This is a genomic window from Pseudoalteromonas sp. SM9913, assembly GCF_000184065.1.
In the GTDB taxonomy this organism is placed as follows: domain Bacteria; phylum Pseudomonadota; class Gammaproteobacteria; order Enterobacterales; family Alteromonadaceae; genus Pseudoalteromonas; species Pseudoalteromonas tetraodonis.
Genome location: NC_014803.1, coordinates 609,964 through 622,800, shown reverse-complemented (window position 1 = coordinate 622,800; position 12,837 = coordinate 609,964). Strand labels below are relative to the sequence as shown.

At 40.2% G+C, this 12,837-nt stretch carries 15 protein-coding genes; 5 read left to right on the top strand and 10 right to left on the bottom strand.

Annotated elements, in window-relative coordinates:
• Window positions 1-7 precede the first annotated feature (7 nt).
• Window positions 8-253: an OadG family protein gene (locus tag PSM_RS02885; RefSeq protein WP_013464128.1), complete on the bottom strand. Its 246-nt coding sequence runs from the start codon at window positions 251-253 to the stop codon at window positions 8-10.
• A 522-nt stretch (window positions 254-775) separates the two neighbouring features.
• On the opposite strand from PSM_RS02885, the gene PSM_RS18325 reads away from it, so the two are divergent.
• The 3 genes from PSM_RS18325 (at window position 776) to PSM_RS02870 (ending at window position 1,826) form a co-directional block, all read left to right on the top strand.
• Complete coding sequence (locus PSM_RS18325; RefSeq protein WP_002961939.1) at window positions 776-949, top strand: DUF1328 domain-containing protein; 174 nt, start codon at window positions 776-778, stop codon at window positions 947-949.
• 47 nt (window positions 950-996) lie between these two features.
• Window positions 997-1,188: a hypothetical protein gene (locus tag PSM_RS02875; RefSeq protein WP_013464127.1), complete on the top strand. Its 192-nt coding sequence runs from the start codon at window positions 997-999 to the stop codon at window positions 1,186-1,188.
• Between the two features lie 170 nt (window positions 1,189-1,358).
• Window positions 1,359-1,826: a YcxB family protein gene (locus PSM_RS02870; RefSeq protein WP_008115132.1), complete on the top strand. Its 468-nt coding sequence runs from the start codon at window positions 1,359-1,361 to the stop codon at window positions 1,824-1,826.
• Between the two features lie 55 nt (window positions 1,827-1,881).
• Here the strand turns inward: PSM_RS02870 and csrA are convergent, their stop codons facing one another.
• The 6 genes from csrA to PSM_RS02840 all read right to left on the bottom strand — a co-directional run bounded on the left by csrA (window position 1,882) and on the right by PSM_RS02840 (window position 8,225).
• Complete coding sequence (csrA, locus tag PSM_RS02865) at window positions 1,882-2,073, bottom strand: carbon storage regulator CsrA (RefSeq protein ID WP_004587515.1); 192 nt, start codon at window positions 2,071-2,073, stop codon at window positions 1,882-1,884.
• Window positions 2,074-2,163: 90 nt separating this feature from the next.
• Window positions 2,164-3,381 (bottom strand): aspartate kinase, encoded by a 1,218-nt coding sequence (locus PSM_RS02860; RefSeq protein WP_013464126.1) that lies wholly within the window; start codon window positions 3,379-3,381, stop codon window positions 2,164-2,166.
• A 6-nt stretch (window positions 3,382-3,387) separates the two neighbouring features.
• Window positions 3,388-5,988, bottom strand: coding sequence for an alanine--tRNA ligase (gene alaS / locus PSM_RS02855; protein WP_013464125.1), 2,601 nt, complete (start codon window positions 5,986-5,988; stop codon window positions 3,388-3,390).
• Between the two features lie 19 nt (window positions 5,989-6,007).
• Entirely contained in the window at window positions 6,008-6,460 is a 453-nt protein-coding gene (locus tag PSM_RS02850; protein WP_008115122.1) for a regulatory protein RecX, read from the bottom strand.
• A complete protein-coding gene (locus tag PSM_RS02845) occupies window positions 6,460-7,248 on the bottom strand; it encodes a BPSS1780 family membrane protein (protein ID WP_013464124.1) in 789 nt (262 codons plus the stop codon). The genes PSM_RS02850 and PSM_RS02845 overlap by 1 nt, the downstream gene beginning before the upstream one ends.
• A gap of 353 nt (window positions 7,249-7,601) precedes the next feature.
• Window positions 7,602-8,225, bottom strand: a complete 624-nt coding sequence (locus PSM_RS02840; RefSeq protein WP_013464123.1) for a GTP cyclohydrolase II — start codon at window positions 8,223-8,225, stop codon at window positions 7,602-7,604.
• Window positions 8,226-8,458: 233 nt separating this feature from the next.
• Between PSM_RS02840 and PSM_RS02835 the strand changes: the two genes are divergently transcribed.
• Window positions 8,459-9,556, top strand: coding sequence for a TonB family protein (locus tag PSM_RS02835; protein WP_013464122.1), 1,098 nt, complete (start codon window positions 8,459-8,461; stop codon window positions 9,554-9,556).
• A gap of 40 nt (window positions 9,557-9,596) precedes the next feature.
• On the opposite strand, the gene PSM_RS02830 is transcribed toward PSM_RS02835, so the two are convergent.
• The 3 genes from PSM_RS02830 to PSM_RS02820 form a co-directional block, all read right to left on the bottom strand.
• On the bottom strand, window positions 9,597-10,049 hold the full coding sequence (locus PSM_RS02830) for a low molecular weight protein-tyrosine-phosphatase (RefSeq protein ID WP_013464121.1): 453 nt from the start codon (window positions 10,047-10,049) through the stop codon (window positions 9,597-9,599).
• 66 nt (window positions 10,050-10,115) lie between these two features.
• Window positions 10,116-10,769 (bottom strand): glutathione S-transferase family protein, encoded by a 654-nt coding sequence (locus PSM_RS02825; protein WP_013464120.1) that lies wholly within the window; start codon window positions 10,767-10,769, stop codon window positions 10,116-10,118.
• A gap of 26 nt (window positions 10,770-10,795) precedes the next feature.
• On the bottom strand, window positions 10,796-11,302 hold the full coding sequence (locus tag PSM_RS02820; RefSeq protein WP_008115114.1) for a DUF3087 domain-containing protein: 507 nt from the start codon (window positions 11,300-11,302) through the stop codon (window positions 10,796-10,798).
• Window positions 11,303-11,516: 214 nt separating this feature from the next.
• Between PSM_RS02820 and PSM_RS02815 the strand changes: the two genes are divergently transcribed.
• Window positions 11,517-12,674, top strand: coding sequence for a hypothetical protein (locus PSM_RS02815; protein ID WP_013464119.1), 1,158 nt, complete (start codon window positions 11,517-11,519; stop codon window positions 12,672-12,674).
• The last annotated feature ends 163 nt before the right edge of the window (window positions 12,675-12,837 follow it).

The window sequence follows — 12,837 nt, the reverse complement described above, 5'->3', positions numbered from 1 at the left end:
TGCTCCTCTAATTATTATTTGTTTTGTACTGAGCAATGGCAGCACTAATTGCAGCGATGTGCTCATTTGGCACACCTTGAGATTTAAAAGATGGTGTTCTCTGTGATACTTCAAGTTCTGGCTGAGAAAATTTGCTAGCCAGCTTAGACATAACTGTCACTGCACCAATCAATAAAGAAAGAAATACAAACACCCCCACCATACCGGTTAGCATTAAATTGCCTGCAGTTGTGAGCAAAGCCCCTATATCCATAATTCTCCCCTGTTCAAAACTGAACACATAAAAAGTCAGTTTATTTAAATAAATATTCACCAATAGTAACAAAAACTATTCTTTTGTCTACACATTGTAAATTGGTAAAACCAATTAATCTAAAAGTAACATATCACCAATAAGGTTAACACCACCTAAAATAGCTTATTTAACCTATATATATAGATGGTAAAAATGTTCGTTATAAACAAAGAATATATAAAAACCCTAATATTCTGTAAAAACACATAAAAATATACCTAATGAGCTAATCCACTAAAAACTGCCAAAGCAAATGTTAATTGGTCTTACCAAAATAACGACTGTAAAAACTATTTATTATCTCATCAGACACCACTGTGAATAAGTTACAGATAAAACCGTAAAAATTACCAACCTAATATAAAGCCAAACTGAAAAAGATAAGTTAAACCGTTGATTTAAAACAAAATAAAATACTGGCATATTACTCGCTTATATAAAAACAACACTTTAACACTTAGATAAATCAAGGAGATGACAATGTTACGCTGGACAATTACATTTTTGGTGATCGCACTAATCGCAGCCGTTTTAGGATTTGGTGGTATTGCAGGAGCCGCAGCAGGAATTGCTAAGATCATATTTTTTATCTTTTTAGTTTTACTGGTTATTTCACTTGTCTCTGGCGCTTTACGTGGTAAAAGCCCCAGGTAGATAAGAAACAACGAACTTTTTTAAATTTATATACAAGGAATTACATTATGAAATCATCAACACTTAAAGCAGCAGCTATTGGCCTATTCGCAAGTGCATTTATTATGGGTTGTGAAGACAATCATGCAGAAGAAGCCGGTGAACGCATCGACGAAGCCGTGACAGATGTTCAAAATAAAGTAGAAGATGCCTGTGAAGAAGTAAAAGAAGGTGTCAACGCTGAAGAAACAAATTGCTAATTCAGCCCCTTTTTAAAGAGCGACCATTTGGTCGCTTTTTTTTGTGTTTAGTACTAGTCGCCAAGTTGCTACCCATTAATTATAAACTCTGAACTATTAATTCTTTTTAAGCTGCGCATTTACCACATAGCTTGCTAAAATGATAAAAAATAGCTTTTAAGTATAGATGCATGGTATTTACGACAACCTATAAACTCGATAAACCTTACTTTTATGAATGCTTCGACCAATCGCTGCCTTATAGTAAACGCGCGCAACCTAAATATTTTTTATTAGCACTGCTTGTTGTATTGGGATTATTTGGTATTTATGGTTTAGGAGATCATTACCTAGGTACATTTTTGCTGATGCTAGCCCTACTCGAATGCATCGCCTTTTACTATCGCCGCCCATGGTGGGTTACCAGGCAAATGCTAAGCAGAGCGTCTGGTTCTGAAGTCACTCTCACCTTCGACGAAGACGGAATAAAATCAACCAATCATTACAAAAATTACCAGTTAGCTTGGCACGACATTAACGAAATTATTACTACAGATTGTGGACTATTGTTAAAAAGTAAAAGCGGTATGCAATACATTTCTAAGGCAATACTCGACGAAGAAACGATTGATTTTATAAACAAAAAAGCCACTCAATGAGTGGCTTTTACAAATGTCATAGTTATATTAACTAGCACATTTTATACTATGTTGATTAAGCATTGCCCGGATTAGGGTTAGACTTTTCAGCTTGTATGCGCATGTAAATTTCTTCACGATGAACTGATACGTCTTTAGGTGCGTTAACACCGATACGAACTTGATTTCCTTTAACACCTAGAACAGTAACGGTTACTTCGTCACCAATCATAAGGGTCTCGCCTACTCTACGAGTTAGTATTAGCATTCTCTTGCTCCCATGTTCCAATAAAATTATAAGATTCCGCACAAACATTTTAATTAAAATTAGACTAAAAAGTAAGTAAAAACTCTCAATCTATTCATTTTCTGTTAAAAATGTCTTATGTAATGCACGAACAGCCAGCTCTAGGTATTTTTCATCTATTAAAACTGAAATTTTGATCTCTGAGGTGGCAACAAACATCACATCAATGTTTTCTTGTGCTAGCGAATCAAAAAATAAACTCGCTACCCCGGAATGAGATTTCATCCCCATACCCACCGCTGACACTTTCGCCACATTGGTCAATCCGTCAATTGCCTGTGCGTCAAATTGCTGTTGCTCAGCCGTTAACAAATCAAGTGCGTTTAAGTAATCATTTAAATGCACAGTAAAAGCATAGTCGACTTTTTCAACTTTATGATTAATTTGATTAATCATATCTATTTCGATGCCATTATCAGCAAAAAGTTTCAAAACTTTTGCAAGATGTTTGGTGCCTTGCGGCATTCCATGCACCTTAATTAAGCACTCATCTCGATTAAATGCAATACCCGATACGACATTGCTTGTCACGTCGCTCTCCTCAAAACTAATTAACGTGCCTTCATCGGGTTTAAAGCTAGATAACACCCGCAGAGGAACATTGTGTTTACCAGCAGATTCTACAGAGCGAATATGTAACACTTTAGCGCCTAAACTTGCCAGCTCAAGCATTTCAGCAAAGGTGACATGACTTAAACGTCGTGCGTTAGGTTCCACACGCGGGTCTGTAGTATATACGCCATCAACATCGGTATAGATCTGACACTCATCGGCTTTTATTGCACCAGCAATTTCAACCGCTGAGGTATCGGTGCCACCACGGCCAAGCGTGGTCACGTTGCCCTCAATATCGCGCCCCTGAAAGCCGGCAATAATAGCAATACGGTTATGTTCAAGTTCATGTTTTAAACGCGTTGCCGCAACTTCTTCTACACGGGCTTTACCGAACATGTTATCGGTTAATATATTCACTTGATCGGCTAGTAAGCTTACCGCTGAATGGCCGCGTTTAATAATGGCCATCGCTAATAAAGCAATAGAGACTTGTTCACCGGTACTGAGTAATACATCGAGTTCACGACTACTCGGGCGAGAGTCGATTTGTTTGGCAAGATTAATTAAGCGATTGGTTTCTCCCGACATTGCCGAAAGCACCACGACCACTTGGTGGCCTTGTTGCTTAGTTTTAACAACAAGGTCGGCGACCGCTTCAATACGCTCTATTGAGCCTACCGAAGTGCCGCCAAATTTTTGAACTATAAGTGCCACTTAAGCTTAAGTACGCTCAGTTAACCAAGCTGTTACGCTATCAAGTGCTGCTGTTAAATTTTGTGGCTCAGAACCACCCGCTTGCGCCATATCTGGACGACCGCCGCCTTTACCACCTACTTGGCCTGCCATGTGATTAACTAACTCACCCGCTTTTACTTTGCCAGTTAAGTCTTTAGTTACACCCGCAATTAAGCTTACTTTGTCGCCGCTGGCAACACCTAAGGCAATAACACCTGAGCCAATTTTATTTTTAAGGTCATCAACCATACCGCGAAGCGCTTTTGATTCTGTGCCCTCAACGTTGGCCACTAACAGTTTAACCCCGTTAATTTCAACCACTGAATCAAGTAACGATGCACCTGCCGCACTGGCTAGTTTATCGTTAAGCTGGGCAACTTGTTTTTCAAGCCCTTTCGACTTTTCAAGTAAGGCAGTTACTTTTTCAAGCACTGACGCATTGTCACCTTTTACAAGCGCTGCAACATCAGCTAATTGTTGCTCTTGCTCGCTTACATAAGCAATTGCCTCTGCACCTGTTACCGCTTCAATTCGACGAACACCAGCAGCAATACCGCTTTCAGATACAATTTTGAATAAACCAATGTCACCCGCACGCTCTACGTGTGTACCACCACAAAGCTCGATTGAGTAATCACCAATAGTCACAACGCGTACTTCGTCATCGTACTTTTCGCCAAACAGTGCCATTGCACCTTTGGCTTTAGCATCATCAATTGCCATTAGCTCAGTGTTAAGAGCAAAGTTACGACGAATTTCGTCATTCACTACGCGCTCAATTTCGCGCAGTTCTTGTTTGGTCACCGCTTCAAAATGTGAGAAGTCAAAACGCAGACGATCTGGCTGCACAAGTGAGCCTTTTTGCGATACGTGCTCACCTAAAAGCTGACGCAGTGCTTCATGCAAAATATGCGTAGCGGTGTGGTTTTTCTTAATACTGTCACGGCGCGCATCGTCAATAGTCGCATCCACTTTATCGTTAACGCCAATACGCCCTTGAACTGTTCCATGGTGAGCAAAAGCATTACCCAGTTTAGTGGTATTAGTCACCACAAACTCACCGCCGGCTACTGTGATTGTTCCGCTATCACCAATTTGGCCGCCTGATTCAGCGTAAAACGGAGTACGGTCTAAAACAATAATACCTTGTTGACCATCTTCAAGTAATGATACAGCTTCGCCACCGGCAAAAATTTCTACCACTGTGCCGCTGTAATGAGTGCTATCGTAGCCTTTAAAGTCAGTGTGCTTGTCTGATTTTAATTGGTCATTGTAATCAGCCCCAAACTTACCCGCTTGTTGCGCAGTTTTACGTTGTACTGCCATGCATGCTTCAAAACCTTGATGGTCAATCGTCATCTGGCGCTCACGCGCAACATCGGCTGTTAAATCAGCAGGGAAACCATAGGTATCGTAAAGCTTAAATACTAAGTCACCCGGGATCACATCCCCGGTTAAATCACTTAAGCTTTCTTCTAAAATAGCTAAACCACGCTCAAGCGTTTTACCAAACTGCTCTTCTTCAATACGTAGTACTTTTTCAATAATTTCTTGTTGCTTAGCAAGCTCTGGGTACGCTTGACCCATTTGCTCAATAAGTGCAGCAACCAATTTATAGAAAAACGCGCCTTTAGCACCTAACTTATTACCGTGACGTACTGCACGACGAATAATACGACGCAATACATAACCACGGCCTTCATTTGATGGCATAACCCCATCTGAAATTAAAAATGCACACGAACGAATATGATCGGCTACCACGCGAAGTGATTTATCATCCATATCTTGTGCATTGGTAACGCTTGCAGCGGCCGCAATTAAGCCTTGGAATAAGTCGATTTCGTAGTTTGAATGCACACCTTGTAAAATAGCTGAAATACGCTCAAGGCCCATACCTGTATCAACAGATTGCTTAGGAAGTGGCTCCATAGTCCCGTCGCTTTGACGGTTGTATTGCATAAATACTAAGTTCCAAATTTCAATGAAACGGTCACCATCTTCTTCAGGTGTGCCCGGAGGACCGCCCCAAATATGCTCGCCATGATCATAAAATATTTCAGAACATGGACCACAAGGACCCGTATCACCCATAGACCAAAAGTTATCGCTCGTTGCAATACGAATAATACGATCTTCAGGTAAGCCTATATCGTTAGCCCAGTAGCCAAAGGCTTCTTCGTCATCATGGTAAATGGTTACTAACAGCTTTTCTTTTGGTAGTTTTACAACCTCAGTTAAAAACTCCCACGCAAATTTAATTGCATCTTGCTTAAAGTAATCACCAAAGCTGAAATTACCTAGCATTTCAAAAAAGGTATGGTGACGTGCTGTGTAACCTACGTTTTCTAAATCGTTATGTTTACCACCAGCACGCACACAACGCTGCGAACTGGTTGCGCGTGTATAAGGGCGGCTTTCAGCGCCTAAAAATACATCTTTAAATTGCACCATACCGGCATTATTAAATAACAACGTGGCATCGTTACCCGGTATAAGCGAACTAGAAGGAACAACTTGGTGTTGCTTGCTGGCAAAAAAGTCTAAAAACTGTTGCCTAATTTGTGCGGTAGTCATGTGCTGCATGTGAAAGTCTCACCTGTATTTACTGTGCTTGCATTGCAAAATTTATTTGATCATAGCTAAATCCTCGATACATTAAGTAGCGCACGCGCTTAGCTTTTTCTTTGTACTCGAGGTTTGCCGGTGTCGTTGAATATTTTTTGTTGTACGCTTCCTGCGCGAGCTCAAACCAATCTATTTCCAGCTCTTCAACCACTGTTTCAAGCAGTGCTCTATCAATCCCTTTACTCATGGCCTCACTTTGAATTCGCTTTAAGCCATGGCATTTAAATATGTGCTTTCTTACAAACCCTTCACAATAACGCTGCTCGTTAATAAAATTGTGCTTTTCGCACCAATCAAGCAGGTTTTCTATGAACTCGTCGGTTGCTTCTCTTTGCTGTAACTTTTGGGTTAACTCTCGGCGCGAATACTCTTGCCTTCCTAGTAACCAAAGCACATAGTTTTTTAACTTTTGTTTTAACGTATCATCCATTAAGCGTCAAAGCGCCCGCTTTGCTCGCTACTTAAAGGCTTAATGTTACTGTCATCACTTGGTGGCACAACGGGCATAAAAATAGCCTGATAAGAAACAAAGAAACTAATGTAGCAAATTGGCATTAAAATCAACAGCGGTAGTAGCGATAAGAACATCGACACCACAATTAATAATGCGCAAATAATACCATAAACACTCAGTGGTAAAATATTATAATAAAACACCATAAACGAACTTTTTAAGGCATTTAAAATACGTTGTTCTTTATTAAAGTAAACCAGCGGTACCGCATAGGCAAACGAAGTAAAGTATATCGACAGCGCAATTAAAAACAGTGCCACATTGGCAAACGAAATACTCTCAAGCATTTGGCTAATTGCTGTATTAGGATCTAAGTCAGGCTGCGTCATAACCGCCATCGCATCGGCAAATAACCCATTGGCGAGCAGCGCAATTAAAATACCGGCACCCATTTGATAAAGCGCTAAGCGCAATAAGCCTAAGCGATTTCCTTTTGCTGAAAAGGGTTTCAAAATGTCGGCTAACATAATTTTTCCGCCTTGCTGCTTGGTAAGCACGGCTTGATAAAAACCAGCGGTTAAAAATGGTGTAGCCAATGCTGCGACTATTTGTAATAACGGCAAAAATAAAGACAACAAGCCAACAATGCCAATAAACAAGTGCATAAAGATAAAGGTTAATGGCTGAGTTTTGAAAATTAGCCAACCCGCTTTAAACCATTTTAATGCCGCATCCGCTTTAAAAATTCGTAATTGTGTAGACATACTTGCTCTTAATTAAAACAAAACACGCCGAGTATAACTCGGCGTTGGTTGGTATTACAGAGGTGGCGGCGATAAATGCCGTTAATATTAGGGTCTGTTGCCCTTTACGGATTAAAATTTGTTCAAACTAGGGGCGATTTAATCGCGGCGCGAGGTTTGTAACCTAGTGGGCTAAGTCAAAACCGAGCAACAAAGAGTAAATCGCCCCTAGGCAGAACCCTTCGGGCAGCGCCTGTTTGGCATTGATGCTGCGTTATCGCCTATTTATGGGGAATAACCACACCACATAGGCTCTGCCTTGCCTAAATACCAAACAGACTGCTGCAAATTTAACCTTGAAAGGTCAACAGACCCTAAGGTTTTTTAATTTTCTTAATATCTAGCATATGAGAGCCATGCTTAATTTTAGTCTCTAAATACGCCTTGTTACCTGAAAGCCCAGCTTTAATGTGTGCATGAGTGCCCACAACAGAGTCCACCTCTATGCCAGCATCTTTTAATGCGTTAAGCTTTTTAGGATTGTTAGTCATTAATTTTACATGCTTTAAATTGAGCGCATTGAGCATTAATACAGCATCCGAAAAATCACGTAAATCATCAGCAAAGCCCAAATGATTGTTGGCCTCGTAAGTGTTCATACCTTGTGACTGCAGTACATACGCATCAATTTTATTGTATAAACCAATACCACGCCCTTCTTGGCGTAAATAAAGTAAAATACCGCCTTGTTCGTGCATCATTTCAATACACTCATTTAACTGCTCACCGCAATCACAACGTGACGAGTGAAACACATCACCGGTTAAGCATTCAGAATGCATACGAATAAGCGGAACACCTTGTTCGGTATCGGCGTTTTTAAACACTAACGCAACATGCTCTTGGCCATCTTTTAAGCCACTAAAGGAAATAATTTCTGCAGGAATATCACTATTTTTGCCAACATTAAGCTGGACTCTTGCTCTTACTTGCGCCACGACCAATCCAAATATTAAAAAAACTACGACACGATAAAGTGATAATATCACAAAATAGGTTAAATACACCGTAGTACAAGACTGTTTATGGCAAATATATGGCGACGGTAGCGACTATTTTCAATCTTTAACCGCAAATATATTACTAGCGAGCGTTTACCTTGATTTACCTAAAGTGATGACATATACACAAGGATTTGCTAATTTGTTATCGACAAATAATAGGGATCATTATGAAATTAAACAAACTTGCATTACTGATGGGCTTAGGTTTATCTGTATTGAGCACCACGTCATTTGCCGAACAAACAAATAACGCTCAAGCCGTTTTCAACGACGCGTATCAAAATTACTTAAATGCGATTAAAACCAAAGAAAATGTGCAACAAGCCGCGGAGCAGGCTTACACATTAGGTAAAACTGTTTACGGTGAAAATGCTGATAACACCGCAAACTTAGCGATTAACTATGCAAAATCAATTAATCGATACGGTAAACAGTGGATTGAAAAGCGTTTTTCGCTCTATCAACAAGCCTATACTATTTTAGTTAATAACCATGGTAAGCAATCGCCTGAAACCATTGATGCTTTAGTCGGTATGGCTAGTTTTGCCCCTTCTGCTCAAAAAGCGGATTATTATTTAGAGCAAGTGATAGCAATCGCAAACACACAAAACAACCCTAAGTTTGTGGCTGATATGAAACTAGAAGCGGCAACCATACTAGCTAATAAATTCAGCTATGAAAAATACCGAGAAGCTAAAAACTACCTAGAAGAAGCCGATGAGTATTATCTGGCTAACTTACCTAAAAACTCAGTTGAACAAATAAAAGCTGATTTTTTAATGGCGTCATTTGCGGAAGGTCGAAAAAGATACGATCAAGCAATAGAACGACTTAACCGTGTAGTAAATGTGTTTGATGAAAGCTTAAGTTACGATCACAACGCCGAGCTTACCGCACACTCAAGGTTAATTGGCTTGTATGAAAAACAAGGCAAAAGTGATGAAGCCACCAAACACTGCATCGCGATTGCTAAAATGGTGCCGTGGAAAGAAAGCCAAGAACAAACGCCGCTATACCGCGTTAACCCTAAATACCCTAAAAACAAGGCGCGATTTAGTAAAGATGGCAGTGTAGTTATGGAGTTTGAAGTAGATGAGTCTGGCTTTGTAAAAAATCCGCAAGTAATTAGTTCTGAAGGTGGCGTGGCCTTTGAAAAATCGGCAGTAGAAGCATTAGCGCAATGGCGTTATGCACCTAAGTTTGAACATGGAAAAGCGGTTGCAGCAACTTCCAAAGTACAGCTCGATTTTAAAGTAAACCGTTAATAACATACCAAAGGCGCGTTGAGCGCCTTTTTAGTTTATTCTACTTTAACTTAGCTAAAATGTTATCGCTGGCGGCCTCTATTAAATCAAGTACCTTTTCAAAGCCATCATCACCGCCATAGTAAGGATCGGGAATTGCGCTTTGTGTTTGCTCGCCATACTCTAAAAATAACGCCAACTTATATTGCAAATGCTCGGGGCAGCGTGCGGTTAGATCCGTCAGGTTTTGTTTATCGGCTGCTAAAATTAAATCAAACTCGCTAAAATCACTACTGCGCACCTTGCGTGAAAAAATACCTTTAAAACTATAACCACGTTTCTCGCCAGCTTGCATAGAGCGTTTATCTGGCGGATTACCTTCATGATGACCAATAGTCCCAGCCGAGTCCACTAGCAAATCAATGCCTAACTCTTTAGCGCGAGCTTTTAATACCGCCTCAGCCGTCGGTGAGCGACAAATATTACCCAAACAAACAATCAGTACTTTTTTCAATGATAGCTCCTTTATTGTTTAAGATTTTGTAAAATAAGCGACATTCCAGTCACCAACATTAAAAAGCTACTTAAGCGAGGCTAATATTTTTTGCTCGCCTTCAAGCATGCTCTGCATAGCAGTCCCCTGTTTTACACGGCTATGCAATGCTGCAAGATTAGGCCAGCGCGACTCATCAAGTTGCTCACCACCATGCTCCATATTCATTAACTGGCAGCTCACAGCAATGTCGGCAAGGGTTAAGCTCTCGCCAACAAAAAACTCGTTATCCCCTAAATAACCTTCTAAATAATCAAATAAAGGCGGTAGTTTTTCATTTAATGCACTTTGCACTAAGGCTTCATCGGTTGGCTTTTGCATTGTGGGAGCAATAATACGTTGCTGAAACACCGTAAATGTTGCAAAAGGAGCCAGCTCGTAATCTGCGTATTTTTCTAACCAGCGAACGGCTGCACGTTGCTCTATAGTATCACCGAGTAAAGACGCTGAATTAGGGTATTTTTCATCAAGATATTGGCAAATAACGCTAGAATCCGCCAAACTTAACTCGTCGTCTTTTAGCGCCGGAATTCGCCCTAGAGGGTTCAGTTCTAAAAACCAATCAGGTTGATTAAACGGCGAGACTATTTCGAGTTTATAGTCTAGTTGTTTATGCGCTAAACATACACGCACTTTACGTACATAGGGAGAAAGCGGGACACCATAAAGAATTATGCTCATTGTTATTCCTATAAATTAAAACCACTTTAAAACTGCTTTAAAATTGCGTCATCGTAGTCATCGGCATTAAGAGTTAAATTATATTTAGCCGCAACGCTATCTAACTCGGCTTGTTTAATCGCTAAATCATCCATGGTGATGGTGTTATCGTCAAGCTGCCATAACAAGCGTGAACCTGCATAACTATAGTGAATGGCTAATAGCGCATCAGGATTACCTTCACGTCCCGCCGCTTTAAGCTTTGCCATCTTGCGGGTAATTTTATTAAGCGCTTGTTTAAGCTCCCATACATACACCACCTCGGTCATAAAAGGATGTGTACGGTATTTATTTAACAACCAGCCAATACCAATACTAGTAACAATAACGCCTAATAAGTTCCAATGAAAATGACTACCACTTTCATCGGGGAATAATGCAATAAGCGTTTGTGAAATAGCTAAACTACCAATCGCTAAGCTTGCGGCACAACCGACTATAACGCGGTTTAAATGTTTACGATAACGAGCTTTATCTATTTGAATAAGTTGCATAGTTGCCTAAAATTAAAAAACTAAAAAATACACAGCCACCATTGTAGCTAAACCCACCACAGAGTTTCGACTCTTTTTAATAAAATACCCGTAGTTTTTGATTTAACGCCGGTTTTATACTGCTTGCAACATAAAACCAACCAACGATTTTATTTGCACCCACTTATTAGGCATAGGATAGTAGACAACAAATACGACTCAGTTTAGGACCATCATGATAAAAACACTGATTGCTGCAAGCTTAATTTTTTCTTCTTCTAATGCGTTAGCTAATTTAAACACACCGCTAACTTCAGAAGAATTGCGAATTGAAAAAGCCAGCCAAGCGATACCTAGCGTGCTAAGCGCTTTTGCCAGCGAAGTTAATCAATTTGAGCAGCAATTCAAGTCACTCTCAAGCTATGCACAAGCCGTAGATGCCGTTAATGACTACTCAAAACGATTATGGTTTAGTGCAAAAAAACGCATCGCTACAACGCAAAACTTAGATGATCGCGCACTTTACTGGGCTCGCTTACAATCAAGCAAAATTATTCGCACCACAAAGCCTGCATTTTCGCTGAGCGCGGCGCAGCAAACAGTGTTATTAACACTTTTAGAGAATGGCAGCCGGGGTCGCACCGATCTTAGCTACTCACAAAACACCTCTAAAAAAATATTATTGACTGGATTTGACCCGTTTTTACTTGATAGAAATATAAACCAAAGCAACCCATCGGGTGTTGCAGCACTGCTTCTTGATGGCCAAGTCATTAACTATAAAGGTATTAGTGCTGAAATAAACACAGTGATGGTGCCTGTGCGTTATGAAGACTTTGATCACGGTATTATAGAATCCTTACTTGCCCCTTATTACGCACTTAATAATGTTGATATGGTGGTTACCGTTAGTATGGGTAGTAAAGACTTTGACCTTGAGCGCTTTCCAGGTAAGCGCCGCAGTGTAACAGCCCCCGACAACGCCAATATAGTGTATGGAGGTACCAAAACAGCGCCGCTCATTCCAAGTTTAAACGACCGCCCATTACCCGGTACTGAGTTTGTAGAATTTAGCTTACCTGTTAGCGCTATGCTAAAGGCAAAAGGCCCTTTTGCGATTAATGATAATCATCATGTTATTACCCTCAAAAAAGACTTTGAGCCTAGCAGTTTTGACGAATTAAAAGAGGCAACTGCAGTACATGGCGGTGGCGGTGGTTACCTGTCTAACGAAATTTCGTATCGCAGTATTCGGCTGCGTAATCAGCTAAATTCAGATATTCCGACTGGGCATATTCACACTCCTCGAATTGCCCAGTTTGAACCCGAAACCGAAGCTAAAATAGTTAAGCAAATTCAAGCTATGTTAGAGCGCAGTTTAGTCGCGCTCTAACATCGTTTGCTTTTTTAACGTTAGAACATCAATTAAATAGTAAAGCGTAGGAGCACTTAAGTACTTCTACGCTTTATTGCTTTTAAACCGCTAAAAAAGCATGCTGCAATTGCATTAAAATTAAAAGTGCTTAGTATCAGCTTTGGCTATTTTGTAATAAAAA

Bases quoted from the DNA above. Each gene is read 5' to 3' on its own strand.
- PSM_RS18325 (WP_002961939.1), top strand. From the start codon at position 776: ATGTTACGCTGGACAATTACATTTTTGGTGATCGCACTAATCGCAGCC.
- csrA (WP_004587515.1), bottom strand. From the start codon at position 2,073: ATGCTAATACTAACTCGTAGAGTAGGCGAGACCCTTATGATTGGTGAC.
- PSM_RS02835 (WP_013464122.1), top strand. From the start codon at position 8,459: ATGAAATTAAACAAACTTGCATTACTGATGGGCTTAGGTTTATCTGTA.
- PSM_RS02820 (WP_008115114.1), bottom strand. From the start codon at position 11,302: ATGCAACTTATTCAAATAGATAAAGCTCGTTATCGTAAACATTTAAAC.
- PSM_RS02815 (WP_013464119.1), top strand. From the start codon at position 11,517: ATGATAAAAACACTGATTGCTGCAAGCTTAATTTTTTCTTCTTCTAAT.
- PSM_RS02845 (WP_013464124.1), bottom strand. From the start codon at position 7,248: ATGTCTACACAATTACGAATTTTTAAAGCGGATGCGGCATTAAAATGG.
- PSM_RS02885 (WP_013464128.1), bottom strand. From the start codon at position 253: ATGGATATAGGGGCTTTGCTCACAACTGCAGGCAATTTAATGCTAACC.
- PSM_RS02870 (WP_008115132.1), top strand. From the start codon at position 1,359: ATGGTATTTACGACAACCTATAAACTCGATAAACCTTACTTTTATGAA.
- alaS (WP_013464125.1), bottom strand. From the start codon at position 5,988: ATGCAGCACATGACTACCGCACAAATTAGGCAACAGTTTTTAGACTTT.
- PSM_RS02875 (WP_013464127.1), top strand. From the start codon at position 997: ATGAAATCATCAACACTTAAAGCAGCAGCTATTGGCCTATTCGCAAGT.
- PSM_RS02825 (WP_013464120.1), bottom strand. From the start codon at position 10,769: ATGAGCATAATTCTTTATGGTGTCCCGCTTTCTCCCTATGTACGTAAA.
- PSM_RS02850 (WP_008115122.1), bottom strand. From the start codon at position 6,460: ATGGATGATACGTTAAAACAAAAGTTAAAAAACTATGTGCTTTGGTTA.